The organism is Pseudoalteromonas thalassia (genome assembly GCF_049257215.1).
GTDB lineage: Bacteria > Pseudomonadota > Gammaproteobacteria > Enterobacterales > Alteromonadaceae > Pseudoalteromonas > Pseudoalteromonas lipolytica_C.
The window spans coordinates 55,558-78,653 of record NZ_JBMMUE010000005.1 but is presented as its reverse complement, the minus strand read 5'-3'; the positions used below and the strand labels follow the sequence as shown (position 1 = coordinate 78,653).

21 protein-coding genes and 4 tRNA genes are annotated in these 23,096 nt (G+C 41.3%); 7 read left to right on the top strand and 18 right to left on the bottom strand.

Features of this window, described 5'->3' with window-relative positions; genetic code table 11:
- Position 1 precedes the first annotated feature (1 nt).
- Both AAEU31_RS08065 and AAEU31_RS08060 read left to right on the top strand, forming a co-directional pair.
- A complete protein-coding gene (locus AAEU31_RS08065; RefSeq protein ID WP_421967028.1) occupies positions 2-1,150 on the top strand; it encodes an ABC transporter permease in 1,149 nt (382 codons plus the stop codon).
- Between the two features lie 221 nt (positions 1,151-1,371).
- Positions 1,372-1,560 (top strand): response regulator, encoded by a 189-nt coding sequence (locus AAEU31_RS08060; protein WP_421966944.1) that lies wholly within the window; start codon positions 1,372-1,374, stop codon positions 1,558-1,560.
- A gap of 14 nt (positions 1,561-1,574) precedes the next feature.
- Here AAEU31_RS08060 and gloA read toward each other — a convergent pair whose 3' ends face one another.
- The gene (gene gloA / locus AAEU31_RS08055) at positions 1,575-1,973 is read right to left on the bottom strand and encodes a lactoylglutathione lyase (protein ID WP_054553771.1); all 399 of its coding nucleotides are present in this window, start codon (positions 1,971-1,973) and stop codon (positions 1,575-1,577) included.
- Between the two features lie 226 nt (positions 1,974-2,199).
- Positions 2,200-4,107 (bottom strand): aminotransferase class V-fold PLP-dependent enzyme, encoded by a 1,908-nt coding sequence (locus AAEU31_RS08050; RefSeq protein WP_421966943.1) that lies wholly within the window; start codon positions 4,105-4,107, stop codon positions 2,200-2,202.
- Between the two features lie 248 nt (positions 4,108-4,355).
- Between AAEU31_RS08050 and AAEU31_RS08045 the strand changes: the two genes are divergently transcribed.
- A complete protein-coding gene (locus tag AAEU31_RS08045) occupies positions 4,356-5,894 on the top strand; it encodes a S10 family peptidase (protein WP_421966942.1) in 1,539 nt (512 codons plus the stop codon).
- Positions 5,895-6,014: 120 nt separating this feature from the next.
- Here the strand turns inward: AAEU31_RS08045 and nth are convergent, their stop codons facing one another.
- From nth to AAEU31_RS07985, 12 genes are all read right to left on the bottom strand, one after another.
- Complete coding sequence (gene nth / locus AAEU31_RS08040; protein WP_054553695.1) at positions 6,015-6,647, bottom strand: endonuclease III; 633 nt, start codon at positions 6,645-6,647, stop codon at positions 6,015-6,017.
- Between the two features lie 38 nt (positions 6,648-6,685).
- Positions 6,686-7,384 carry an electron transport complex subunit E gene (locus tag AAEU31_RS08035; protein ID WP_105175132.1) on the bottom strand — a complete coding sequence of 233 codons (699 nt, stop codon included), beginning with the start codon at positions 7,382-7,384 and terminating at the stop codon, positions 6,686-6,688.
- The gene (rsxG, locus tag AAEU31_RS08030) at positions 7,384-8,019 is read right to left on the bottom strand and encodes an electron transport complex subunit RsxG (protein ID WP_421966941.1); all 636 of its coding nucleotides are present in this window, start codon (positions 8,017-8,019) and stop codon (positions 7,384-7,386) included. Before rsxG ends, AAEU31_RS08035 begins: the two co-directional genes overlap by 1 nt.
- Positions 8,019-9,074 (bottom strand): electron transport complex subunit RsxD, encoded by a 1,056-nt coding sequence (rsxD, locus tag AAEU31_RS08025; RefSeq protein ID WP_421966940.1) that lies wholly within the window; start codon positions 9,072-9,074, stop codon positions 8,019-8,021. Before rsxD ends, rsxG begins: the two co-directional genes overlap by 1 nt.
- Entirely contained in the window at positions 9,071-11,491 is a 2,421-nt protein-coding gene (gene rsxC, locus AAEU31_RS08020; RefSeq protein WP_421966939.1) for an electron transport complex subunit RsxC, read from the bottom strand. The genes rsxD and rsxC overlap by 4 nt, the downstream gene beginning before the upstream one ends.
- Positions 11,492-11,499: 8 nt before the next feature.
- The gene (rsxB, locus tag AAEU31_RS08015; protein WP_054563643.1) at positions 11,500-12,054 is read right to left on the bottom strand and encodes an electron transport complex subunit RsxB; all 555 of its coding nucleotides are present in this window, start codon (positions 12,052-12,054) and stop codon (positions 11,500-11,502) included.
- Between the two features lies 1 nt (position 12,055).
- Complete coding sequence (gene rsxA, locus AAEU31_RS08010; RefSeq protein ID WP_135925394.1) at positions 12,056-12,637, bottom strand: electron transport complex subunit RsxA; 582 nt, start codon at positions 12,635-12,637, stop codon at positions 12,056-12,058.
- Positions 12,638-12,814: 177 nt separating this feature from the next.
- Positions 12,815-14,758 (bottom strand): EAL domain-containing protein, encoded by a 1,944-nt coding sequence (locus AAEU31_RS08005; RefSeq protein WP_421966938.1) that lies wholly within the window; start codon positions 14,756-14,758, stop codon positions 12,815-12,817.
- 183 nt (positions 14,759-14,941) lie between these two features.
- Positions 14,942-15,018, bottom strand: a tRNA-Asn gene (locus AAEU31_RS08000).
- A gap of 29 nt (positions 15,019-15,047) precedes the next feature.
- Positions 15,048-15,124: transfer RNA gene (locus tag AAEU31_RS07995), tRNA-Asn, on the bottom strand.
- A gap of 19 nt (positions 15,125-15,143) precedes the next feature.
- A tRNA-Asn gene (locus AAEU31_RS07990) sits at positions 15,144-15,220 on the bottom strand.
- Between the two features lie 21 nt (positions 15,221-15,241).
- Positions 15,242-15,318: transfer RNA gene (locus AAEU31_RS07985), tRNA-Asn, on the bottom strand.
- A 1,066-nt stretch (positions 15,319-16,384) separates the two neighbouring features.
- On the opposite strand from AAEU31_RS07985, the gene AAEU31_RS07980 reads away from it, so the two are divergent.
- From AAEU31_RS07980 to AAEU31_RS07965, 4 genes are read left to right on the top strand one after another with little or no spacing between them, the layout of a single operon-like run.
- Complete coding sequence (locus tag AAEU31_RS07980; protein ID WP_138558020.1) at positions 16,385-17,764, top strand: MATE family efflux transporter; 1,380 nt, start codon at positions 16,385-16,387, stop codon at positions 17,762-17,764.
- The gene (gene uvrB, locus AAEU31_RS07975) at positions 17,761-19,755 is read left to right on the top strand and encodes an excinuclease ABC subunit UvrB (protein ID WP_421966937.1); all 1,995 of its coding nucleotides are present in this window, start codon (positions 17,761-17,763) and stop codon (positions 19,753-19,755) included. The genes AAEU31_RS07980 and uvrB overlap by 4 nt, the downstream gene beginning before the upstream one ends.
- 5 nt (positions 19,756-19,760) lie before the next feature.
- On the top strand, positions 19,761-20,690 hold the full coding sequence (locus AAEU31_RS07970) for a class I SAM-dependent methyltransferase (protein ID WP_421967027.1): 930 nt from the start codon (positions 19,761-19,763) through the stop codon (positions 20,688-20,690).
- Entirely contained in the window at positions 20,690-21,346 is a 657-nt protein-coding gene (locus tag AAEU31_RS07965; RefSeq protein ID WP_421966936.1) for a tRNA (adenine(22)-N(1))-methyltransferase, read from the top strand. The genes AAEU31_RS07970 and AAEU31_RS07965 overlap by 1 nt, the downstream gene beginning before the upstream one ends.
- 15 nt (positions 21,347-21,361) lie before the next feature.
- On the opposite strand, the gene AAEU31_RS07960 is transcribed toward AAEU31_RS07965, so the two are convergent.
- The 4 genes from AAEU31_RS07960 to AAEU31_RS07945 all read right to left on the bottom strand — a co-directional run bounded on the left by AAEU31_RS07960 (position 21,362) and on the right by AAEU31_RS07945 (position 23,060).
- Positions 21,362-21,604 carry a hypothetical protein gene (locus AAEU31_RS07960; RefSeq protein WP_054563649.1) on the bottom strand — a complete coding sequence of 81 codons (243 nt, stop codon included), beginning with the start codon at positions 21,602-21,604 and terminating at the stop codon, positions 21,362-21,364.
- 69 nt (positions 21,605-21,673) lie between these two features.
- Complete coding sequence (locus tag AAEU31_RS07955; protein ID WP_062567016.1) at positions 21,674-22,561, bottom strand: DMT family transporter; 888 nt, start codon at positions 22,559-22,561, stop codon at positions 21,674-21,676.
- Positions 22,562-22,633: 72 nt separating this feature from the next.
- Entirely contained in the window at positions 22,634-22,792 is a 159-nt protein-coding gene (locus tag AAEU31_RS07950) for a DUF2496 domain-containing protein (protein WP_135925381.1), read from the bottom strand.
- Complete coding sequence (locus AAEU31_RS07945) at positions 22,782-23,060, bottom strand: late competence development ComFB family protein (protein WP_135925378.1); 279 nt, start codon at positions 23,058-23,060, stop codon at positions 22,782-22,784. Before AAEU31_RS07945 ends, AAEU31_RS07950 begins: the two co-directional genes overlap by 11 nt.
- Positions 23,061-23,096: the final 36 nt, after the last annotated feature.

Here is a 23,096-nt window from a genome sequence, read left to right as displayed (position 1 = left end):
CATTGTTACTTCATTAAGCCGGATAAAAGCAATTGTAAGCAAAGAATTATTACAATTACGCCGCGATAGAATGACATTTGCGATGGTGGTGATGATCCCCCTTATCCAACTGATTCTATTTGGTTACGCTATTAACACCAACGTTAAAGATATCCCTGTTGCCGTGGTCGATCATAGTCAAACTGCGCTCAGTCGCATTTTAGTACAAACAGTATCAGCCACAAATGTGGTTAAGGTGACAGATTATTACGACAGTATAGAGCAAGCACAAACAGCAATCGCCAGTGCTAAAGTGCGTGCAGTGCTGTTTATACCTCATGATGTGGCAAACCGACTTGCTCAGCACCCAACCGTTGGTTTTGGTTTACCTGATGGTAGTAATGAGTCGTTAGTCAGGCCAATTGCGCATTGGTTAGTTGATGGCTCAGACACAATGGTAGCGTCGAGCATAAAATCGCTACGAAATATGCCCCTTGCAGAGCTTCTTGATAAGCCTGCGAATAGAACTTACCCAACCTTTGAGACAACCTTATTTTATAACCCAGAGCAGCGCTCAGCGGTTAATATTGTGCCAGGTTTAGCTGCTGTTATTTTAACCATGACGATGATTATGTTTACCTCTGCTGCCATAGTTAAAGAGCAAGAGCGAGGTAATATGGAGCTTTTAATCACCTTACCTTTAAGCTCACTTGAATTGATGATTGGTAAAGTAGTGCCTTATATCTTTATTGGTTTTATTCAGTTATTTATTATTTTAGGCATGGGCAAGGTCTTGTTTCATATTCCTTTTGGTGGTGGATTAGTTGCATTGGTTGTCGCAACCTTTGCTTTTATATGCGCCAGTCTAGTGCTTGGCTTAGTGCTTTCGACCATCGCTAAAAACCAGCTTCAAGCAATGCAAATGACAATTTTCATTCTTTTGCCCTCGATTTTATTATCAGGTTTTGTATTTCCCTATGAAGGCATGCCAAAGGTTGCGCAGTGGCTTGCAGAATGCTTACCTGCAACGCACTATTTAAGGCTAATAAGAGGGATAGTGCTAAAAGAGGTTAACCTAATAAGCATGAGTAATGACTTAATTTGGCTTTCAGTCTTTACTATTTTGGGCTTAGCTGTGGCTGCATTTAGGTTTAAGAAAACCCTTGATTAAGCTAGGCAACTTACGGCATATGTGCTTAACTAAATGGTAATTTCACTCTTTTTAAGTAGATGTTAGCGTGTGGCGAGTATTTTGGATGGCGATGCTAATAGTGACGTTTGATAGCTATTCAGCAACGATAAACCTAGCCCATACCATGAAACATGAACACTTTAACCAATTGCTTAGTGAGTTCGCAGAGCAAAGTGGTTTAACAGTTAATTCCGTCTTGGTTGACCAAAAATTTACTTGCAAGGGCAGATTTTAATACGCCGATTATTGCCATCAGTGCTAATGCAATGAAAGACGACATCGAAACAAGCGCAAAAGTTGGTATTAGCGATCATATCGCAAAGCCAATTAATTTTGCTGAACTAGAAAAAGTACTCGCAAAGTGGCTATCTCAGCAATCGCTGAAATAGCCAGTATTTATATATCAAAAAGTGTTGTTATCTTTTTTCTGAATTAACTCAATCGCATAACCATCAGGGTCTTTAACAAATGCGATTTCAGTTGTGCCGCCTTTTACTGGACCCGGCTCTCGGCTCACATTACCGCCAGCAGCTTTAATGTCTTCGCAAGCTTTATAAATATCATCAAATTCGATAGCAATATGACCGTATGCATTACCCAAATCATAGCTGTCTGTATCCCAGTTATAAGTAAGCTCAAGCACAGTCGAATCTTTTTCGTCACCATAACCGACAAAAGCAAGGGTGTAGCGGTACTCTTCGTTGTCTGCACGGCGCAGCTCTTTCATACCTAATACCTGCGTATAAAATTCAATTGATTTATCTAAATCAGCAACGCGAAGCATTGTGTGTAATAAGCGCATTTTAAGCATCCTCTTTCTTGTCTTTAAATTCGCACAATTTCAATAACGCAGCATGGTACAACGCTGCACATCAAAATTATTAAAAATGGATTATAAATTATTTCGATTGCATGCACAGTAGCATTGAGACAAAGCGTAAAGTGTTTGCTATGAAAAGGGTGATGTTATGCCGCAATGAATAGGGATTGCTGCATAACAATGAGGTATTTCAGGTTTAAACGTACGTTTAGCTTTTCACTTTACCTTTTAGTACATAAATTTCGCCATCAAAGCTCCCTTGAATTGTCAAACCTTGTCCCGCCAACTCTTTAAGGTATTCGATATGCTCATTAGTGATATGTTGCCCCGGCACTAACAGTGGGATACCAGGAGGATAAGGCGTGACTAATCCGGCACAAATTCGGTTGTTACTTTTACTGATTGGCACAGACTCACGTTCGCCATAAAACGCATCACTAGGAATACAGGCTAAGTCTATAGCGGGTAGATTCTCTGGTAGGCGTGTGCGTCTCATTGAAGTGGCGAGTTTTACTTTACCGCTATCGAGTTTCTTCAGCGCATTGTAAAGGCGAATGATCTTCGAGCGCGTGCCGCCAAGAGTCAGTAAAACTAAAATGGTGCTGTGCGTATACTTTTCGATTTCAAGACCAATTTCATCTAATAGGAATTTATGAATATCCTTTAATGAATAAGGTAACTCACTTATATCGATAAGGATCTTCAGTGGGTCGTGACCCATGTTATCGCCACTAAAGTGAGGGAATATATCCATGAAATCTTGCTTATCGAGCACTTTTATATGTTTCAGTGAAGCCATTTGCTGCTTAAACTCTGCAACGTGATTCAGCAGGGCATTCAGTAATTTATAACCTTCCATTTCTAATTGCTTTTGGCATACATCCAGCGAAGCAATGAGTTGATATTTTGGAGAAGTACTTGCGTAAATACTGTAGATCTCACGGAAGAAATCGGCATCGAAATCAGGGTCGTTAACATGAATATAAGACGCCTGAGAGAACGCTGAAACCACTTTATGTGCCGAATGGGTAACATAATCTGCGCCAGCATTAATAGCCGAATAGTGTCGTAAGCTCGGGTGGAAAAGCGAGTAAGCAAACCACGCTTCGTCGATAAACACTTTAATACCGTGCCGATGTGCAAATTCCACTACTTGTTTTAAATCGCTAAGCAGACCATCGTAGGTACAGCCAGTTAAAACCAGTAATTTAGCATCGCTATTTTGTTCAATCGCCTGCTTGATGTCAGCCAGTGAAGGGGGCGCGAAGATACCATATTTAGGGTTTAAAATACTCGATAAGTAAATAGGTAAACTAGCCGATTGCAAAATGCCATAATGTACTGATTTATGGCAGTTTCGATCGATGATCACCTTATCGCCTTTACGCAGTAAAGTTTGCAAAATAATCTTATTTGAAGTCGATGAACCATTGGTAACAAAGTAGGTATGTTTTACTTCAAATGTCGCCGCAGCTGATTCTTGAGAGCGGCCTATGGTGTTGGTGCTGTCAGACAGTGAGCCAAGCGAGTCGACAGAAACCGATAGGTCGCCAACAAATACGTTCCGGCCATAAAACTGATAAAAGTCTTTAATATACGGAGAATTTCTAAAGCTAGCACCGCCACTGTGGCCAGGCGTGTGCCATGAATCGTTTGATTCACCGACATAACGACGATAGGCGGTCCAAAATGGAGTTTCTGAACGGTCATCAAAGTCATTGATCATATAGCCCAAAATAGCTTCAGGGTCTGAGATGACTTCGTCTTTAAAAAAGAAAGACTCAATTTCTTCTGACTCGTTGACTATCTCCAAGCCTTTCGTATCGTCACCAATAACATAGACAGGCAGTTCTAGGCGTATGCCTTTTAATTGCTCGATAAAACGGCTATAGGTGCGCTCGCCATTATTCAATACATCCCAGCTAAGTACCACAGCTTGAATATCGCCATCTTCCTCTACACATTTCAACGCTTGCTTAAGCTCAATGCACTCAATAATGTCGATATCAACATCACTGCGCTCAAAATTAGGGATTGTTTTTGCTAGGTTCGTTGAAAGCTCTTGCAAAGTGGCTGGATCTTGCTCAATTAACAAGATACGAAGTAAAGGTAACATAGCAACTCTCATAAAAAATTTCACATTACTCAACAGCATAACGAAAGGATGGGAGCTTGTGAAATTAATACTTTGATATTTTTGTTCCGATACAGATTATGCTTTTTTGCGTGTTAAACGCAGATAGTTGAAATTACATGTGCTTGCTGTAAAAGTAATCGCTCAAGTAAAAGGTTAATTGAGCACTCAGCGATAAAACCACTCAAGCCAGATACAGATAAAAATAAGCCTGCTAGGGAGAATAAAACATGGCGTATGTTGCCAATTTCAAAGCTGTAGTCATCTCTACATTGTTTGTGTTTTGTACGAACGCAGTTAATGCAGATGAAGTCTCAGAATCAAACAACAGTAAAAAGTCGATACCTGAAGCCACTAAATTTGTGACCCAGCATAAAGGCACTTTCAATGGCAAAAAGCTAAAATACAAAGCTGTAGCCGGTGAAACTTATTTATTAAACAAAAACGAAGAGCCAACTGCTGCTATCTTTTCGTTTGATTACCTAGCTGCAGACGACAACAAAAATAGACCTGTTACATTTATCTGGAACGGTGGTCCGGGCTCATCGTCTAACTGGTTACATATGGGTGCTTATGGCCCGAAACGAGTTGTTGTACCAAGTGATGCAACGGCCCCTGGATTGGCTCCTTACGAATTAAAAGATGCGCCTGAGACGATTCTTGATGTGACTGATATGGTGTTTGTTGACCCTGTTGGCACAGGTTACTCGCGTGCATTAGGTGAAACTGAAAGCAAGGCGTTTTGGGGCTTGAATCAAGATGCAGCCTCTATTGCTGATTTTATTGCCCAGTGGCTAACAAAAGAAAATCGCTGGAATGCACCAATATTTTTATTGGGAGAGAGCTACGGGACAACTCGAGCGGCAGCGGTTTCTAAAGTACTTATGGATAAATACCTGATTAATGTAAATGGCATTATTTTTGTGTCGCAAGCTTTAGACTATCAAGGTTCAAGCCCTTATGTTGACGATAACATCATATCTTATATCACATACATACCCACACTCGCTGCAACTGCTTGGTACCACAAAAAAGTAGACACATCAGGAGATTTTGCAGCATTTATTGATGCGAGCCGACAATTTGCCGTTGATGAATTACTACCAGCATTATTTAAGGGTAATGCGCTTAGCAAAGCTGACAGAACGCAAATTGTTGACGGCCTTCACCGTTATACAGGGCTAAGTAAACAATATATTGAGCAGGTTGATTTACGTATTAACGCGTTCAGATTCGCTAAAGAGTTATTGCGTGATGAGGGCGTCGCAGTAGGCTTGCTTGATGGACGTTATAAGCTTGATGAACGAGACGATTTAACAGCGGCTCCTAAGCAAGATGCGTCAAAAGTTATTGGGCCTGCATATAAAGCGGCACTGATGAAATACATGCGTACAGATTTAAATGTACAGTGGAAAAGAAAATACTTAAACCCTGGCGATCCTGAGTTATCAGATAACTGGCGCTGGCGTACTGCTCCTGATGGACAAGGCTGGGAGCCAAGATACGTCAATACCGCGCCAGATTTATCTTATGTGCTTCGCAGTAACCCGCAAATGAAAGTGATGGTTGCCTCAGGGTATTACGATATTGTCACGCCATTTTTTGATGCAGAATACACCTTAAACAGACACGGTATATACGCTGATAAAATTGACTATCACTATTATCACGGTGGTCACATGATGTATGTTCACGAACCAGCAAGAGTATCGTTGTTAAATGATACGCGAGAGTTTATTAAAAAGCAGGTGAGCCAAAACCAGCGATAATGGCTAGGCTTATTGTGCCAAACCTTGTGTTTGGCACAATCTGCAAAATGAACTTACTGAGGTGATAGAAAAAGGTGAGCAACTTCACCTTAAAATTGTTAGCTTTAAAGTAGACTTTAACTACTCAGTCTTTTCTTTAAACTCACACAAGTCTTCGATAATACAGCTGCCGCATTTAGGTTTACGAGCCGTGCACACATAGCGGCCATGCAGGATTAACCAGTGGTGTACATCGACCTTAAATTCTTTAGGTACCACTTTTTCTAGTTTTTGTTCTACAGCAACTACATCTTTACCCATGGCAAACTTAGTGCGGTTAGAAACGCGGAAAATATGCGTATCAACAGCAATGGTCGGCCAGCCAAAGGCACAGTTTAAAACAACATTCGCGGTCTTTCTGCCAACACCGGGTAATGCTTCGAGTGCTTCACGATTCTCGGGTACTTCTGAGTTATGTTTATTGACCAGAATTTCACACATTTTATAGACATTATTGGCTTTAGAATTAAACAAGCCAATGGTCTTGATGTAATCACGAAGGCCTTCAAGGCCTAAATCAAGAATCGCTTGAGGCGTGTTAGCAACAGGGAATAACTTACGGGTTGCTTTATTAACACCCACATCTGTTGCTTGTGCTGATAAGGTAACCGCAACTAACAACTCAAACGGGCTTGAATATTCAAGCTCTGTTTCTGGGTGCGGATTTTGCTCACGTAGACGAGATAAAATCTCATAGCGTTTTTCTTTATTCATGGTGGCGTAAAGCACGCAGTGACGGTGCGTGCTCTCCTTTAAGTTAAACTTGTTACTCGGGCTCTTGGGCCTTTTTCTACTTCTGGAGTAACAACTTGCTTAGATTTTATTTGTGTATCAATGACATTTTTTGCAGCAATCAGTAAACCAAGTCCTAAAAAGGCACCCGGTGGTAAGATTGCTAATAAAAATTGGTTATCAAAACTGAATACTTCAATTCGAAGTGCTGCGGCCCATGGTCCTAATAATAAATCGGCACCATCAAACAGTGTACCTTGACCAATAAGCTCACGCATTGCCCCAAGCACCACTAAAACTAGCATAAAGCCAAGTCCCATCATCAGGCCATCAAAGGCTGAAAGTGGCACTGTATTTTTAGAGGCGAATGCTTCTGCGCGACCGATAATGGCACAGTTGGTAACAATAAGTGGAATAAAAATCCCCAATGATTGATAAAGCCCAAATGTATAGGCATTCATCATTAGCTGAACTATCGTTACAAAGCCTGCGATGATCATCACAAAAACAGGAATACGAATATCTTTAGGCACCCAGTTACGCACAATAGATACGGTGACGTTAGAACCAACCAGTACTAATAACGTCGCTAAACCTAGGCCTAATGCATTGGTAATCGTAGAAGTAACGGCAAGTAGCGGGCATAAGCCTAATAACTGCACAAGGGCAGGGTTATTGGCCCACATGCCATCTTTAAATAAGGTTTTAACTTGGCTCATTACTTGGCTCCTTGACAGATGTTTGGCGCAGCAAACAAGTTATCAAATTCAGCTTGTGCAAATAGTACAGCTTGTTTAACCGAGCCGACAACAGCACGCGGTGTGATGGTTGCACCAGTAAATTGATCAAATTGGCCACCATCTTTTTTAACTGCCCAGCGGCTGTCATCTTCAGAAAGTACATTTTGCCCTTTGAAAAGGGTGATCCAGTCTGATTTTTTGACCTCAACTTTATCGCCAAGGCCCGGCGTTTCTTCGTGTTTAGTGACACGAACACCCGCTATTTCACCATTAGCAAAAACCGCTGTTAATAAGTTGATGTCGCCACTATAACCACTTGGGGTAACATGGCGCATCACTAAAGCATACGGTTTATTGTCTTTGTAGGCGCGGTAAATAACTTGATCTGGACGTGGCCCAAGGCGCTCATCGGTGATCACAACACAATCTTTGTAAAGTTGATTGTTGTAATGATTGGCATCAAGTACTTGTTGCAGCTGCTCTGCAAGTTGTTGCTTTTCTTGCTCTTCAATACGCTCAGCAGTCAGGCTATGAGTCAGGGCTACAGTGCCTGTGGTAATGAGCGCAAATGCAGTAAGAATAGCGCCATTTTTAGTCATTGAGGAAAGGATCATTATTTCACTCCATGGCCGTAAGTACGTGGTTGCGTATAGTAATCAATCAGAGGCACTGCCATATTTAATAGCAATACACTAAATGCCACTGCATCAGGGTAACCACCAAAAGTACGAATTAAGTAAACAAGCAGACCAATTAACGCGCCGTAAATCAAACGGCCTCTATTTGTTGTTGATGCAGAAACCGGATCGGTAGCAATAAAAAATGCACCTAACATGGTCGCACCACTGAATAAGTGAAATACCACGCCTGGCTCTGTGCCAGGGGCTGCGATATAACCAATACCACTGCACACCGCTAATGAGGCTAAAAAGCTCACTGGGATATGCCAATTAATGATTTTAGCTTTTAATAAATAAAGACCACCGACTAAAAAGCCGAGGTTAACCCAGCCCCAACCAAGGCCAAACCAGTCATTAAAAAGAGGCTTACTCATGCTCTCAGCCACCGTTAGGTGATGGGCGACATCTGTTTTAACGGTATCAAGCGGCGTTGCCATGGTTGTGCCATCAATCGCTACACGTAATTGATCAACACTAAATCCAGCGCTGGTAAAGCCATTGAAAATAACAGACAGCTGTTGTGAAAAGCTAATCGGAGATGCAAGTAAATCACTAACAGGTAACCAACTGGTCATTTGCACCGGAAACGATACAAGTAGTAATACATAAGCTGCCATCGCAGGATTAAATAAATTAAAGCCAAGGCCGCCATAAAGTTGTTTTACAATAACAATTGCAAACATACAGCCAATTACGATAATCCACCAAGGCGCTAAAGGCGGAATACTCAACGCCAGTAATACGCCTGTTAACCACGCACTGCCATCGCTGAGTGTTGGCCAAACTTTGCGTTTACGAAGTAGTAAAACAGCGGCTTCACAGGCGCTAACAGTAATTAGCGCGAGAACAAGCTGAATTAACACAGCGCTACCAAAGAAGAAAACTTGCGCGATTAAACCTGGAATACACGCAGCAATCACTGACATCATCAATCGGCTTAATGATTTATGGCTATGATTATGCGGCGAACTCGCCATGGTTAGTTTCATGACTTATCGTTTCCTTCTTGTTGTAACTTTTTCGCTTTAGCTCTTGCAATGGCACGAGCGACCGCTGCTTTTTTCTTATCTTCGCTAGACTCAGGTACATCAGATTGCGGCTTTGAATTAGCCTCATCGCTTGAATAATCAAGTTGCTGTGATGAATCGTCACTCTGTGCTTGCTCTTTAGCGGCTTTTTTCGCTTTAGCACGGGCAATAGCAGCGGCAACAGCAGCCTTTTTCTTATCTTCGCTAGACTCAGGTACATCAGATTGCGGCTTTGAATTAGCCTCATCGCTTGAATCATCAAGTTGCTGTGATGAATCGTCACTCTGTGCTTGCTCTTTAGCGGCTTTTTTCGCTTTAGCGCGGGCAATGGCAGCGGCAACTGCAGCTTTCTTATCATCTACTGGTGCGCTATCTTTTTCAGCTTCAGTTTGATTTTCAGCAGCTTGCGCCGCTTTTTTCGCTTTGGCACGGGCGATAGCAGCTGCAACAGCGGCTTTTTTGTCATCGACAGGTGTTGCTTCTTCTTCAGCTTCAGTTTGATTTTCAGCAGCTTGTGAGGCTTTTTTCGCTTTGGCTCGAGCGATTGCAGCTGCAACAGCAGCTTTTTTGTCATCTTTTGGCGCAGCGTCAGTTTCAGCAGAAGCGTTTTCTTCTGTAGCTTGCGCGGCTTTTTTTGCTTTAGCACGGGCAATGGCGGCAGCGACAGCTGATTTTTTATCATCTTTATCGACGCTTTCTTCACCTTGCTCTTGTGCTTTTTGCTCTTTGTATTTACGTGCTTGTTCTTTACGTGCTGCACGCTCTTTAGCTACTTCAGAGTTATCAGGCTCAAGCTCTGCACCTTGCTTTTTCGCTTTCGCACGGGCAATAGCAGCAGCGACAGCTGATTTACTGTCTTTATCATCAGATTTAGCTTTAACTCGGGCGAGTGCATCTGCCACTTTTTGTTTTTCGCCATCTGACTTAGCAGCAGGTTTACGTTTGTGGCGGTTTTGGCGCTCTTCTTGTTCGCGCTCTAAACGTTCTTTACGCGCTTCAAAACGTTCTTTTGCTCGCTCTGCTTTAATTTGCTCTGCTTGCTGCTCTTTTATTTCAGCTTTAGCAACGCGATAGTACTGCACCAAGGGGATTTCGCTTGGGCAAACATAAGCGCAGGCACCGCATTCAATACAATCGAATAAATTGTGCTCGTTGAGTTTGTCGTATTCTTTAGACTTAGCAAACCATTGTAATTGCTGAGGTAATAATGAAGCAGGGCAGGCGTCAGCACAGGCACTACAACGAATACAGGCTTTTTCATCACCCGGCTCAGCAAGCTCTTGGTGATCTGGTGCTAAAATACAGTTTGTCGTTTTAACGACACCAATACGCACGGTTGGTAAGGTAAAGCCCATCATTGGACCGCCCATAACCACACGTTGCTGTGGAACCGGAGAAAAGCCTTGGCAGTCTAATAAATGTTTTATTTCGGTGCCTAGTAAAGCCCACACATTACCTTGTTTATGAATGGTGTTACCCGTTACTGTCACCACGCGTTCAATCAGAGGTTTACCTTCATTTACGGCTTGATTTACCGCAAACAAGGTACCGACATTTTGCACCAGCATACCAATATCGGCAGGAATACTGCCACTCGGGACTTCTTTGCCAGTAAGTAATTTAATTAGCTGTTTTTCACCGCCAGAAGGGTAAACCGTTGGCACTGTTTGCACTATGATGCTGTCGTTATGTTGTGCTGCTTGTTTCATGGCAGCAATAGCATCGGGCTTATTGTCTTCGATGCCAATAATCGTTAACTGTGGATTTAACAGCTGCTGCATTAATTCAATGCCAGCGATTATGCCATCGGCATGCTCGCGCATTAGCATATCATCAGCGGTGATATAAGGTTCACACTCAACGGCATTAACAATTAAAAACTCAATGGCTTTTCGGGTATCGGCTTTTACATAAGTTGGGAAACCAGCGCCGCCCATACCTGCAATACCGCTTTGGTGAATAATATCAACAAGCTCATCATGGGAAAGTGTTTTTGCATCAGACACAGGGTGAAGCTCACACCATTTATCTTCACCATCAGGTTCAATAATCACGCTAAGCTCAGGCAATGCTGATGGATGAGCAGATGGCATTGGGCAAATATCGTTGATAAGTCCAGATGTTGGCGCGTGCACAGGCACAGACCAATTACCGCTCGGTTTAGTTAATGCTTGGCCTTTAAGTACCTGCTGGCCTTTTTCAACAATTAGTTTGCCGTTAGCACCAATGTGTTGTTTTAAAGATACAACAAGCTTATCTGGTAGTGGCAGTCTTGCAATTGCGTGTGTTGTTGATTGCAGCTTTTGACCCGGTGGGTGAATGCCCCCAGGTATAGACCACACTTTGCCTTGTTTAATTTGATCTATTAACTTTTCCATCTGTGCTCCTAATCTACCTGAGTCACAGGGATTGCGTTTAATTGCCATTTCCAAGTTTGTTTGGTTTCTTTTACAGGCAGCATATCAATACAGTCTACAGGGCACGGTTCAACACATAAGTCACAACCAGTACATTCATCGATTAATACAGTGTGCATTTGACGGGTTGCGCCGACAATCGCATCAACAGGGCAGGCTTGAATACATTTGGTACAACCAATACATTCATCTTCACGAATATAGGCAACGGTTTTAACAGGATCTGCTTGCTCACCGCCAGCCAGCGGTTTTGCTTCAACACCCATTAAATCAGCGAGTTTTTTTACCGTGGCTTCGCCGCCTGGTGGGCATTTATTGATTTCGTCACCATTGGCGATAGCTTCAGCATATGGACGACAGCCAGGGTAGCCGCATTGGCCACATTGTGTTTGCGGTAAAATGGTATCAATTTGGTCAACAATAGGGTTGCTCTCAACGCGAAAACGCACGGCGGCAAAACCTAAAATTAAACCAAATATTAGCGCTAATGAACCTAACGCTATCAAAGCATAAAACAAGGTCATATTAAAACTTCACTAATCCTGTAAAACCCATAAAGGCCATCGACATCAGGCCTGCGGTGATCATAGCAATTGACGCACCTTTAAATGGTGCAGGGACGTCTGCAGCTGCCAAGCGTTCACGTAAAGCTGCAAATAAAACCAGTACAAGAGAAAAACCAACAGCTGCACCAAAACCATACACAGCAGATTGCAAGAACGAATGATCTTCTTTGATATTTAGTAGAGCAACACCTAACACGGCACAGTTGGTGGTAATAAGCGGTAAGAAAATCCCTAATAAGCGATAAAGTGTCGGGCTGGTTTTTCTTACCACCATTTCAGTAAATTGCACGACTACCGCTATCACTAGAATAAAGCTCATAGTGCGTAAAAAGGCGATATCAAGTGGAATCAAAATATAATGATTCACTAGGTAACTCGTTACAGAAGCTAGTGTAAGCACAAAGGTTGTGGCTAAAGACATACCGATCGCGGTATCTAACTTACCTGATACACCCATAAAAGGGCATAAACCTAAGAACTGTACTAAAACAAAGTTGTTGACTAGCACGGTGCCAATCAATAACAAGACATATTCTGTCATGCGTGCCTCACGAGTTTAAAATCGGCACTATTATCCTTTTTTCTGGGGGCTGACACAACACATCAGGGACGAATAGCTAAAATTAACAAAGCTGTTTATGATTAAACTGTTAAAGCAAGGTTAATGAATAGAATAGGCCCAAAAAACGTGTGGTTTTTTGGGCCATGAGTAGGGGGCTTAAATGTCTTTTGGCTTTTCGATGTAATAGCCTTGTACGCCATCTAAACATAAAGTTTCAATGATATGTTTCTCTTCTTGGCTCTCAACACCTTCTGCAAAAACACTCACGCCAATACGGTGAGCAAGATCAACCATTAAGCGCATAAAATATTGATTATTTTTATCTTCTTCAAGGCCGCGGGTATAACTTGCATCCATTTTGATGAAATCAGGTTTTAAGTCTCTAAAGAATTTAAATGACGTTAAACCAACACCAAAACGCTCTACAGTGATACGCGCACCTACACGATGCACCATATCGATAAAGCGTTTACTTGCTTTAATATTTTGTTGTAAGCCAAACTCGCTCACTTCAAATATAAGCTTAGAGGCGATATTACTGTCTTTTAATAGGCGGCGCTCAAGCCAGATCACAAATTGATCATTATGGGCACTTGATGCGGTTACATTAATGCCAAAGAATTTCTCAGAAAAATTACGAGTCTTAATTTTGTCCAGAGTAGTATCGATAATCAATCGATCAATTTCCATTGCCATTTCTAGCTTTTCAGCCATAGCTAAAAATGAAGCCGTTGGTAATGTTTGGTTCTCAGCAGTTTTAAACCTTACTTGAATCTCAGCATAAGCTTTAACGCTCTTACCAACCGGCATAATATTCTGCATTACTAAATGTACACGTTTAGATTCAATAACTTCGTTAATCACTTTACGCCAGTTCTGGTTACCAAAACCTGCGCTAGCATTATTTACTAAGTCAGTTTCTCGTTGTACATGCCAAGCATTTGCTTGTTTTGACTGCGCCATACTCATTGCATTATCAACAACTGAAAGCAGCTCACCTAAAGGCTTACCTTTTTCATAACCAACTATACCTGTATTTGCTACAGAGCTTAATTCTTGGTTTTGTTGATATTGAGTGAAACGAGATTGTAGATTATCACCAAAGCGTTCAGCTTCTTTTAGTGGTGTGTTCGGTAATACCACAGCAAAATCTGAGCTATTTAAACGAAAAACTTGGCTATTGGTGTACGTGCCACTGATATGTTTGATGATATCAGCAACACCTTTAACGTACTCGTCACCTTTCTGGTAACCACGGGTTTGGTTTATTGCTTGTAACTCACTGCAACGCACCATGGCAAGCGAGCCAAAGGTGCTTTTATCTGAGTTTTCAATATTTTTCTCGTAATACTCAACAAACATGTTGCGGTTACCTAAGTTGGTTACAATATCTTTGTACGCTTCTTTTTTAATATTTAACGCGTTATTTTGAATATCATCATGTTTTGTCTGTAAAAAGTGAGACAAACGATTAAACGAAGGGATTAAATCTTTACTTAGCTTTTTAATTCGCGACGTGTCTATCGCTTGTTCAAGGTCCCCACCTACCTGATTCTGGTTAATATATATATCGACAATATCAGCAATTGTGGTGCTGATTTTACGATTAAGTCGTTTAAACATGCTCTTCATAAAGAAAATAGGGAGAAGGGCAATAAGACCAGAAACTAAGATAACAACGAACATCGCCTGCTGCATTAAATTGGCTAGGCTTTGCGCATTAATAGTAAATTCAACTTTTATATCAGAAGCGTTGTTTACAGCAAATTGCGGACGGATAGAATTAAATGAACTGTTAACCATCTGTGCTAGAAGCGGAAGCGACTCTGATGACTGAACTGCTACAAGGGTTTTACCAGCGTGGTCACGAAGAGTAAAGCTTGAAAAGATACTCGCATCAGCAAATGTACGTTGGATTTTCTCTGCAGATAAGTCATCCATTGTTAAGTCGCTAATGTATGAATTAACGGTTAGTTGTGCTTTTTTTTGCGTATCACTCACTGAGCTATCAAAACTAAGAGCAACTAGATAACCACCTAAAACGGTAAACAGTAACCAAGATATAAGTTGTATAAATATTAGTTTTTTAAAACCAGCCATTTTTCTTATCTTTTAAAAGCGAAAAGGAAGGAATCAATTTCTTGATTCATTGCTGTAATAATTTTGCATCATATTCTACAGCAAAGTATAGAAATTACTTAAAGTAGGGTAGATTATATGCGCTTTAAAGTCTAATACAATCGGAGAATAGTTGTAGATGAAAGTTTAATAGATTCTTGGAGTTGGCTCCCCCTCCCCGACTCGAACGGGGGACCTGCGGATTAACAGTCCGTCGCTCTAACCAACTGAGCTAAGGGGGAACTAAATAGAGTAGTGTGGTGCTATGATTTGGCTCCCCCTCCCCGACTCGAACGGGGGACCTGCGGATTAACAGTCCGTCGCTCTAACCAACTGAGCTAAGGGGGAACAATCATATTCATAAACTTGGCTCCCCCTCCCCGACTCGAACGGGGGACCTGCGGATTAACAGTCCGTCGCTCTAACCAACTGAGCTAAGGGGGAATCGTTTATGGCTGAAAAACTTGGCTCCCCCTCCCCGACTCGAACGGGGGACCTGCGGATTAACAGTCCGTCGCTCTAACCAACTGAGCTAAGGGGGAAGCGTCATGCCTTTCAACGGGGCGAAATATTAATGACAGCATTGCAAAGTGTCAACATAAAAACTTCATAAATTCAAAAAAGAAGCTTATTCGATGTTTTTATGTTCGATCTGAGCAAAATATGGCTTGAAATCATGTTGGATAGCGCCATTCAGTTAAAGTTTTATGTCGCTAAAACGCTATCATTGCATTTTTTTTGAGCTGGCTTGTGGTTTTAAACGTCAAAAAAGTATTAGTTAAGATGTTTTTTACAATTTAACGGAGAAAATAATTACTTATCTAGTATTTGTATTTTTCACAAAACGACAGTACTGAATTTTTAAACATCGGTATGTTTGTAACTGTATCGAGTCGTATTTTTTAGCTGTATTTATCTCACAGAAACGATAGGTTTTTTTGTCAATAAATAAATATGGCAGTTTAACAAAGCTTGGTTGATGATTTTTTAATCATTTAAATCAGTTGTTTAGTTTGAAAAAAAGCTACTGCATCCTTGTTTGTTGTTTTCATTTTTGGTTCAGGCTGTAGAAATTTTTGCTGATTTCTATTGCGGAACAATTAAAAGGCTTAAAATAATACACTTCAGTCTTTAAGCTTAACTCAAAGATCGATAGCTGTTAAAAGCCTTTATATTTGCGGCTTACAGAGAGTTATCCACGATTTCTGTGGATAACTCTGTTCATGAAACTTTAAGAACAGCGTTGATGCCAGAAATATAGGGCGCTCTAGCAATTTCAAGTATTTAATTCAGTTTTTTTAAATCTAATTAAATCAGTGGGTTAATATTTTTACCTGAAGCCATGCTGAATTGATTAGTAAAATTATTTGTGACGATGAAACAACAGTATTTAGTGTGTAAAAAAACAGCGATATCTGCCTTTTAATTGTAATAAAGATATTAATGATGTTTGTATTTTGTTTTTTATAGGGGTTAGTCACTATTTATCAATGAAAGCATCAAAATAAGGAGTTTTATCTATCTCGTTTGTTTCTTTTAATAAAGCATAGCTTGCAAGCCGAGGATGCTTTAAACTTACAAGCTAAGATAAAGAGGCAAAATATTCTTATGAGCGTGACACCGCAGAGCAAATCTAAACCTGATCTTTTAAACTCTCCCATTCTGCCGACCTTAAAGAAAATGACCATTCCGATGATTTTTGGAATGATTACACTAATGATGTTTAATTTGGTAGATACCTTTTTCATCAGTTTACTTGGAACTGAACCTCTCGCTGCGGTGAGTTTTACGTTTCCCGTGACGTTTACCGTTATCAGCCTTGCTATCGGTTTAGGAATAGGCACTTCAGCAGTTATTGCAAAAGCACTTGGCAGCGACAAGCTAGACGAGGCGCGCTTTGATGCAAGTATGTCATTACTTGTCGCTGTTGTTATGGTGTTTTCTTTATCGGTTGTCGGTTATGTATTTATCGAACCTATTTTTAAATTACTTGGGGCTGGGGAGTTAGTACTGCCTTTGATCCATGATTACATGAGTGTGTGGTTTTTAGGCAGTGTTTTTTTAATTACCCCAATGGTCGGAAACTCTGTGCTACGTGCCAGTGGCGATACTAAAACACCGAGCATAGTAATGGGTGGGGCGGGGCTCATTAATGCCATTTTAGACCCTATGCTTATTTTTGGCTTTGGGCCTATCCCCGCTTTAGGAATTCAAGGTGCAGCCATCGCAAGTGTCATAGCTTGGGCTGTGGCAGTAATTATCATCCTTTATATTCTTGCTGTTAAGAATGGGTTGTTAAGTTTGCATGCTGGTTCGCAAACGCCATTGAGCTCAATTCGAAAAGTCCTAAAAATTGGTTTACCTGCGGCTGGCGCAAATATGTTAACGCCAATTGCAATGGCTGTCATGACAGCATTAGTGGCTAAACATGGTCCTGAAGCCGTCGCGGCGTTTGGTGTAGGAAGCCGAATTGAATCTATTGCAAGCCTTGTAGTACTTGCTTTGTCGATGACCTTGCCGCCATTTGTTAGTCAAAACTTTGGGGCAGGTAAGTTTGAACGTGTCAAAGAAGCCTACACAAAAACTTTAAAGTTTGTGATGATTTGGCAGTTCGCTATTTATATTTTACTGCTGTTAACCTCTGGTTTTATCGCTGATGTATTTGGTAAAGAGCAAGCAGTAATGGATGTGATTAAGCTATTCATTTATATTTTGCCGCTAAGTTATGGTCTGCAAGGAATAATTATCTTATCTAACTCTTCATTTAATGCCCTGCATAAGCCAATGAATGCACTGATTTTAAGTGTGGTTCGTCTGTTTGTTTTTTATGTACCTTTTGCTTATGTTGGCAGTGAAATTGCCGGTTTAAAAGGACTCTTTATTGGTGCAGCCATCGGTAATTTATTTACGGCAGTGGTAGCCTATAAATGGTTCATCAAAGAAGTTGATGGGTTAAGTGAGTCATATATGAAGGAGTGTCATTCATGAGCGACCATTTCCAACTAGTTTCTAAATTTAAGCCAAGTGGTGACCAACCAACGGCGATAGCACAGTTAAAAGATGGCCTTGAGGCTGGGCTTGCTCATCAAACATTATTAGGGGCTACAGGGACGGGTAAAACCTTCACCATGGCCAATATTATTAATGATTTGAATCGCCCAACCATTATCATGGCACACAATAAAACACTCGCTGCACAGCTTTATGGCGAAATGAAAGAGTTTTTCCCGCATAACGCGGTTGAGTATTTTGTATCTTATTACGACTATTACCAGCCAGAAGCTTATGTTGTTGCCAGTGATACTTTTATAGAAAAAGATGCGTCTATCAATGAGCACATTGAGCAGATGCGCTTAAGTGCTACCAAAGCGCTTTTAGAAAGACGCGATACAATAATTGTGGCCTCGGTATCTGCTATTTATGGTTTGGGCGACCCTGACTCATATATGAAGATGATGCTATTGCTGAAAGTGGGTGAAACCGTTGATCAGCGCGATATGCTGCGTCGTCTTGCTGAGCTGCAATATACACGAAACGATATTGAATTTAGCCGTGGTACGTACCGTGTACGTGGTGAAGTAGTTGATATATTTCCGGCTGAATCGGATACTTATGCCGTTCGTGTGGAAATGTTTGACGATGAAATTGAGCGATTAAGTATTTTTGATCCGCTTACGGGGGCTGTTGAAAAGCACATTGTGCGCGCAACTATTTACCCGAAAACTCACTATGTAACTCCCCGTGAAAAAATTCTTGATGCCATTGATAAAATTAAAGATGAGTTGAAAGACCGCCGAGCTCAGCTACTTAGTGCCAACAAACTTGTCGAAGAGCAACGTATTGCTCAGCGCACCCAGTACGATATTGAAATGATGACCGAGCTTGGTTATTGCTCAGGCATTGAAAATTACTCGCGTTACTTATCAGGTAGAACACCAGGCGATCCACCTCCGACATTATTAGATTACTTACCTGATGATGCATTGATGATTATTGATGAATCACACGTTACTGTATCGCAAATTGGCGCTATGTACAAAGGTGACAGAAGCCGTAAAGAAAATCTTGTTGAGTATGGCTTTCGCTTGCCATCAGCATTAGATAACCGGCCATTACGTTTTGAAGAATTTGAAGCCATTGCGCCGCAAACTATTTATGTGTCGGCAACACCTGGTGACTTTGAGCTTGAGCGCTCATCAGGGGAGGTTGCCGAGCAGGTTATTCGTCCAACCGGGCTTATTGACCCAGAAATTGAAGTTCGCCCTGTGGGCACCCAGGTTGATGACTTACTTTCTGAGATCTATAAACGGGTTGAAGTGAACGAGCGGGTACTTGTAACCACTTTAACTAAGCGTATGGCAGAAGATCTAACCGATTATCTCAACGACCATGATGTAAAAGTGCGTTACTTGCACTCAGATATCGACACCGTTGAACGGGTCGAAATTATCCGCGATTTGCGTGCTGGTGTATTTGATGTGTTAGTGGGCATTAACTTATTACGAGAAGGGCTCGACATGCCAGAGGTTTCACTGGTTGCGATACTTGATGCCGATAAAGAAGGCTTCTTACGTTCGACTCGTTCGCTTATTCAAACCATAGGTCGTGCTGCTCGTCACTTAAATGGTAAAGCGATTTTGTATGGCGACCGCATAACTAACTCGATGCGACAAGCCATTGACGAAACAGATCGCCGCCGCGAAAAGCAACAAGCTTATAACCTTGAGCACGGTATTGAGCCGCAAGCACTGGTGAAAAGTATCACCGATATTATGGATGTGGGTGAAGATGCAAGTCCTAAAGATAATCTTAAATTGGTGCGTAAAGAGTCTAAGAAAGTGCTCAGTGCAAAAGATATTGCCAGCCAAATCAAAGCCCTTGAAGCGAAAATGCATGCCTATGCCAGCGACCTTGAATTTGAAAAAGCGGCTTCTGTGCGAGATGAGATTCACGAATTACAACAACAGTTAATTAACTAAAGATGATGACAAACAATTTTTCTGCCATTTTAAATGCATTAGCAGAGGCGCCACTTGCCGCTAATGAATTATGCCGTGTATTTCATGGCCGTGGCCACTCAGTGGCTGAGCTGAGCCACATTAATTTGGATTTTTATCCGCCCGCACTCTTTTTAGTTTCATATGAAGAAATAGATGAGCAGGTACTTGCGCAATTAACAGATACCCTATGGCAATGGGCGCAAGAGAACTCGCCTGAGCTTGTTACTGCATTGGTATACCAGCAACGTAGCGGGATTAATACCCGTAATGCGCTAATGTTTGGCGAATTACCACAAGAGCACCATGTCAGTGAAAATGGTATTAAGTTTAAAGTCGATTTATTGAGTCGCCAAAATACTGGGATTTTCCCTGATATGCGCCGTGGCCGAGAGTTTGTTCAAGCCAATAGTAAAAATGCAAAAGTGCTCAACCTATTTTCATACACGTGTGGCTTCTCTGTTGCAGCAATGCAAGGCGGTGCTGACCAAGTTATTAATATGGATATGAATAAAGGTGTGCTGCGAACTGGTAAACAAAACCATCAGTTAAATGGTTTTGCTCAAGGGGTTAGTTATTTTCCGCACGATATTTTAAAGTCATTCGGTAAGCTAAAGAAATCTGCGCCCTATGAATTGATCATCGTTGATCCACCTAGCTTTCAAAAAGGCAGCTTTATATTGACCAAGGATTATCAAAAAATCTTGCGTCGTTTACCTGAGCTACTAAATGAACACACTCAATTACTACTGTGTGCGAATAGTCCTGAGCTTTCAGAGCAGGCGTTTAAAGATCTAATTAGCGATCATACGCAAGGGGCAATTAGCTTTGTTGAGCGACTCGCAGCTACCGATGGCTTTGTTGAAGTAGACAGTGATCGTAGTCTAAAAGCTTTAGTTTATAAAACAGCAAACTAATGGCACTGAGTAAACGACTATCAGCCATCGTTGATGTGGTAGATTCAAGTTATGACGAAATCTGGGACTGCTGCTGCGATCACGGTTTGTTAGGCATTGAGCTGCTACAGCAAGATAAAGCACCGCTTATACATTTTGTTGATATTGTGCCTGAGTTAATGCAGGCACTAAGTGATAAACTCGAACGTTTTACTACAAGAAAGCAACGCGGCCGTTGGCAGGTACATTGCCAAGATGTAGCAATGATTTCACCAGATCCTAAAAAACGCCATCTTGTTATTATTGCTGGAGTGGGTGGTGAGTTGTTAGTGCAGTTCTTAGCGAAGATTGTAAGCCAACAGCCAGATACGCACATCGACTTTATTGTTTGCCCTGTACATCACAGTTATCAAGTTCGTAGCTATTTACAAACACTGCCATTGGGGCTCGTCTCTGAGCAGTTAGTGTGTGAAAACAAACGATTTTATGAAGTTATTGCCATGAGTGCGTCATCCTCGCAACAGATCACTCGAGTAGGGCACTCAATGTGGCAGCTAACAAGTAAAGAGCACCAAACGTATTTAAAGCAGTTATGTGCTCATTACCAACGTATGTTAAATCAAGACGCCGATTATTATCAGCCAGTGCTTGAACAGTACAGGGCATTATTGTCTTAATTAGAGTTAACTTAATTAAAGTTTATTAATCTCTTGTTTTACGCTGTAGCTAGAGTCAGTAACAATGGCTTCGAGAGTTTGTACTCGCTCTCTTAGCTCTTGCAGCTCTTTTGTTACTTCGGCTACATGTTCGTTGGCTTCTTTTGAATTTTTTAAAGTTCGTGATTTAAACTCAAGGTGTTTTTTATACATATCATAAATTACCCCAGAGCCAACTGATATCAGCACGATTAACACCACCATGGTAGTACCTGACATACACTTCTCCTTCCTTTTTTGGTACCTAATAGAGTATAGATTGTATTTAAAAATGCAATTTGCATTCTGTTACAAGGTGTTTCGTTTTAGAAACGGCTTGATGCGAATAAAGCCTGTAACGAGCATGGTACCTGCGATAACACAGAGTGCGCCAACCAAGGTATTGGGACCAATTTGCTCATCTAAAATTAAATTTCCCCACACTATGCCAAAAAGTGGAATCAAAAATGTAACAGTCAACGCAGAGGTTGGGCCAATGTCATCAATCAAGCGAAAGAACAAGATATATGCCACTGCAGTACACAGCACTCCGAGTGCCACCACACCAAGCATAACCTCGTTACTTGGCATTTCTCTGGCAGGAATAACAAAAATAAGCGGCAGCACCATGATACTCGCCGCCCACATACTGCCATGGGCATTATCAAAAGCAGATAACTTAGGTGCATGTTTAGTGTAATGGGATGCGATGGCGTAGCTGAGTGAAGCACACAATGCTGCAACAATTGCTGTGATGGCTTGGCTGTCGATAGTGAGACTATTTTGCCCCACTAAAATGGCCACGCCCGTTAAACCTAACAGCAAGCCAAGCAGCATACTTTTAGTGGGTTTAGTTTTGCTCCAAATAATACCGACGATGGCACCCCAAATTGGAGTTGTTGAGTTTAATATTGATAAGGTTGAAGCGTTAATTGTTTGTGCTGCATAAGCAAACAATAAAAAGGGAATGGCGGAATTAAGCGCACCAATAATGAAAAAATGCTTTTTGTGAGTCGCGAAAGCCAGTTTCTTGCGTAAGTACAGCGCAAAAATAAACAGTGTTATTGCTGCAAAGCCGACTCTTAGCTCAATTAATACAGCAGGGCCTAAGCTATTAGCTGCCATGCGCATAAATAAGAAGGAAGCGCCCCAAATAGCAGCAAGGATGAATAGGCGTAATAAACTTGGCAATGACATGGTTTTACATTCTTAATTTTTAAAACCTGAGCATAACAAATTTATGCCCCAATACTCGCCATTTTCGGACTATTAATCAGTTGATTGTGGAAGTTTTTTTTCGAAGTCAGATTTAACGATTTCTAATGCTGCTAAAACGTCTTCGGCAGGCACATCGTTTTGCTCTAAGAGCATAATGAGATCAACAGCGATTTTTATGTAGTCAGGAGCATTTTCTAAGTCACTGCTCATTTTGTAATTCCTTTTTTTTCGCAACTTGGCTGATGGCTACATCGATAGCCGTTTGTACGCGTTGCTCCATTTTTATTCGCTCTGTTTGTGGTAAATAAAATTCCATATCAACGTCATAGCGAATATAGCGAGCAGGTAATTGATTAAGTACGGTACAGCATAAATCCGCCATAATATCATCATTATACAACGAATCTAACTTGCGCTTAGCGATATCTTCAATAACAAGTTTTTCATAGTAATTGTGGATGTCATCATGCAATTTCATATACCAACAACCTAGTAGAAAAGTCATATTTAAGTG

Excerpts from the sequence above, each read along its gene's own strand:
- gloA (WP_054553771.1), bottom strand. The coding sequence starts at position 1,973 with ATGCGCTTATTACACACAATGCTTCGCGTTGCTGATTTAGATAAATCA.
- AAEU31_RS08050 (WP_421966943.1), bottom strand. The coding sequence starts at position 4,107 with ATGTTACCTTTACTTCGTATCTTGTTAATTGAGCAAGATCCAGCCACT.
- AAEU31_RS08045 (WP_421966942.1), top strand. The coding sequence starts at position 4,356 with ATGGCGTATGTTGCCAATTTCAAAGCTGTAGTCATCTCTACATTGTTT.
- nth (WP_054553695.1), bottom strand. The coding sequence starts at position 6,647 with ATGAATAAAGAAAAACGCTATGAGATTTTATCTCGTCTACGTGAGCAA.
- AAEU31_RS08035 (WP_105175132.1), bottom strand. The coding sequence starts at position 7,384 with ATGAGCCAAGTTAAAACCTTATTTAAAGATGGCATGTGGGCCAATAAC.
- rsxG (WP_421966941.1), bottom strand. The coding sequence starts at position 8,019 with ATGATCCTTTCCTCAATGACTAAAAATGGCGCTATTCTTACTGCATTT.
- rsxD (WP_421966940.1), bottom strand. The coding sequence starts at position 9,074 with ATGAAACTAACCATGGCGAGTTCGCCGCATAATCATAGCCATAAATCA.
- rsxC (WP_421966939.1), bottom strand. The coding sequence starts at position 11,491 with ATGGAAAAGTTAATAGATCAAATTAAACAAGGCAAAGTGTGGTCTATA.
- rsxB (WP_054563643.1), bottom strand. The coding sequence starts at position 12,054 with ATGACCTTGTTTTATGCTTTGATAGCGTTAGGTTCATTAGCGCTAATA.
- rsxA (WP_135925394.1), bottom strand. The coding sequence starts at position 12,637 with ATGACAGAATATGTCTTGTTATTGATTGGCACCGTGCTAGTCAACAAC.
- AAEU31_RS08005 (WP_421966938.1), bottom strand. The coding sequence starts at position 14,758 with ATGGCTGGTTTTAAAAAACTAATATTTATACAACTTATATCTTGGTTA.
- AAEU31_RS07980 (WP_138558020.1), top strand. The coding sequence starts at position 16,385 with ATGAGCGTGACACCGCAGAGCAAATCTAAACCTGATCTTTTAAACTCT.
- uvrB (WP_421966937.1), top strand. The coding sequence starts at position 17,761 with ATGAGCGACCATTTCCAACTAGTTTCTAAATTTAAGCCAAGTGGTGAC.
- AAEU31_RS07970 (WP_421967027.1), top strand. The coding sequence starts at position 19,761 with ATGACAAACAATTTTTCTGCCATTTTAAATGCATTAGCAGAGGCGCCA.
- AAEU31_RS07965 (WP_421966936.1), top strand. The coding sequence starts at position 20,690 with ATGGCACTGAGTAAACGACTATCAGCCATCGTTGATGTGGTAGATTCA.
- AAEU31_RS07960 (WP_054563649.1), bottom strand. The coding sequence starts at position 21,604 with ATGTCAGGTACTACCATGGTGGTGTTAATCGTGCTGATATCAGTTGGC.
- AAEU31_RS07955 (WP_062567016.1), bottom strand. The coding sequence starts at position 22,561 with ATGTCATTGCCAAGTTTATTACGCCTATTCATCCTTGCTGCTATTTGG.
- AAEU31_RS07950 (WP_135925381.1), bottom strand. The coding sequence starts at position 22,792 with ATGAGCAGTGACTTAGAAAATGCTCCTGACTACATAAAAATCGCTGTT.
- AAEU31_RS07945 (WP_135925378.1), bottom strand. The coding sequence starts at position 23,060 with ATGAAATTGCATGATGACATCCACAATTACTATGAAAAACTTGTTATT.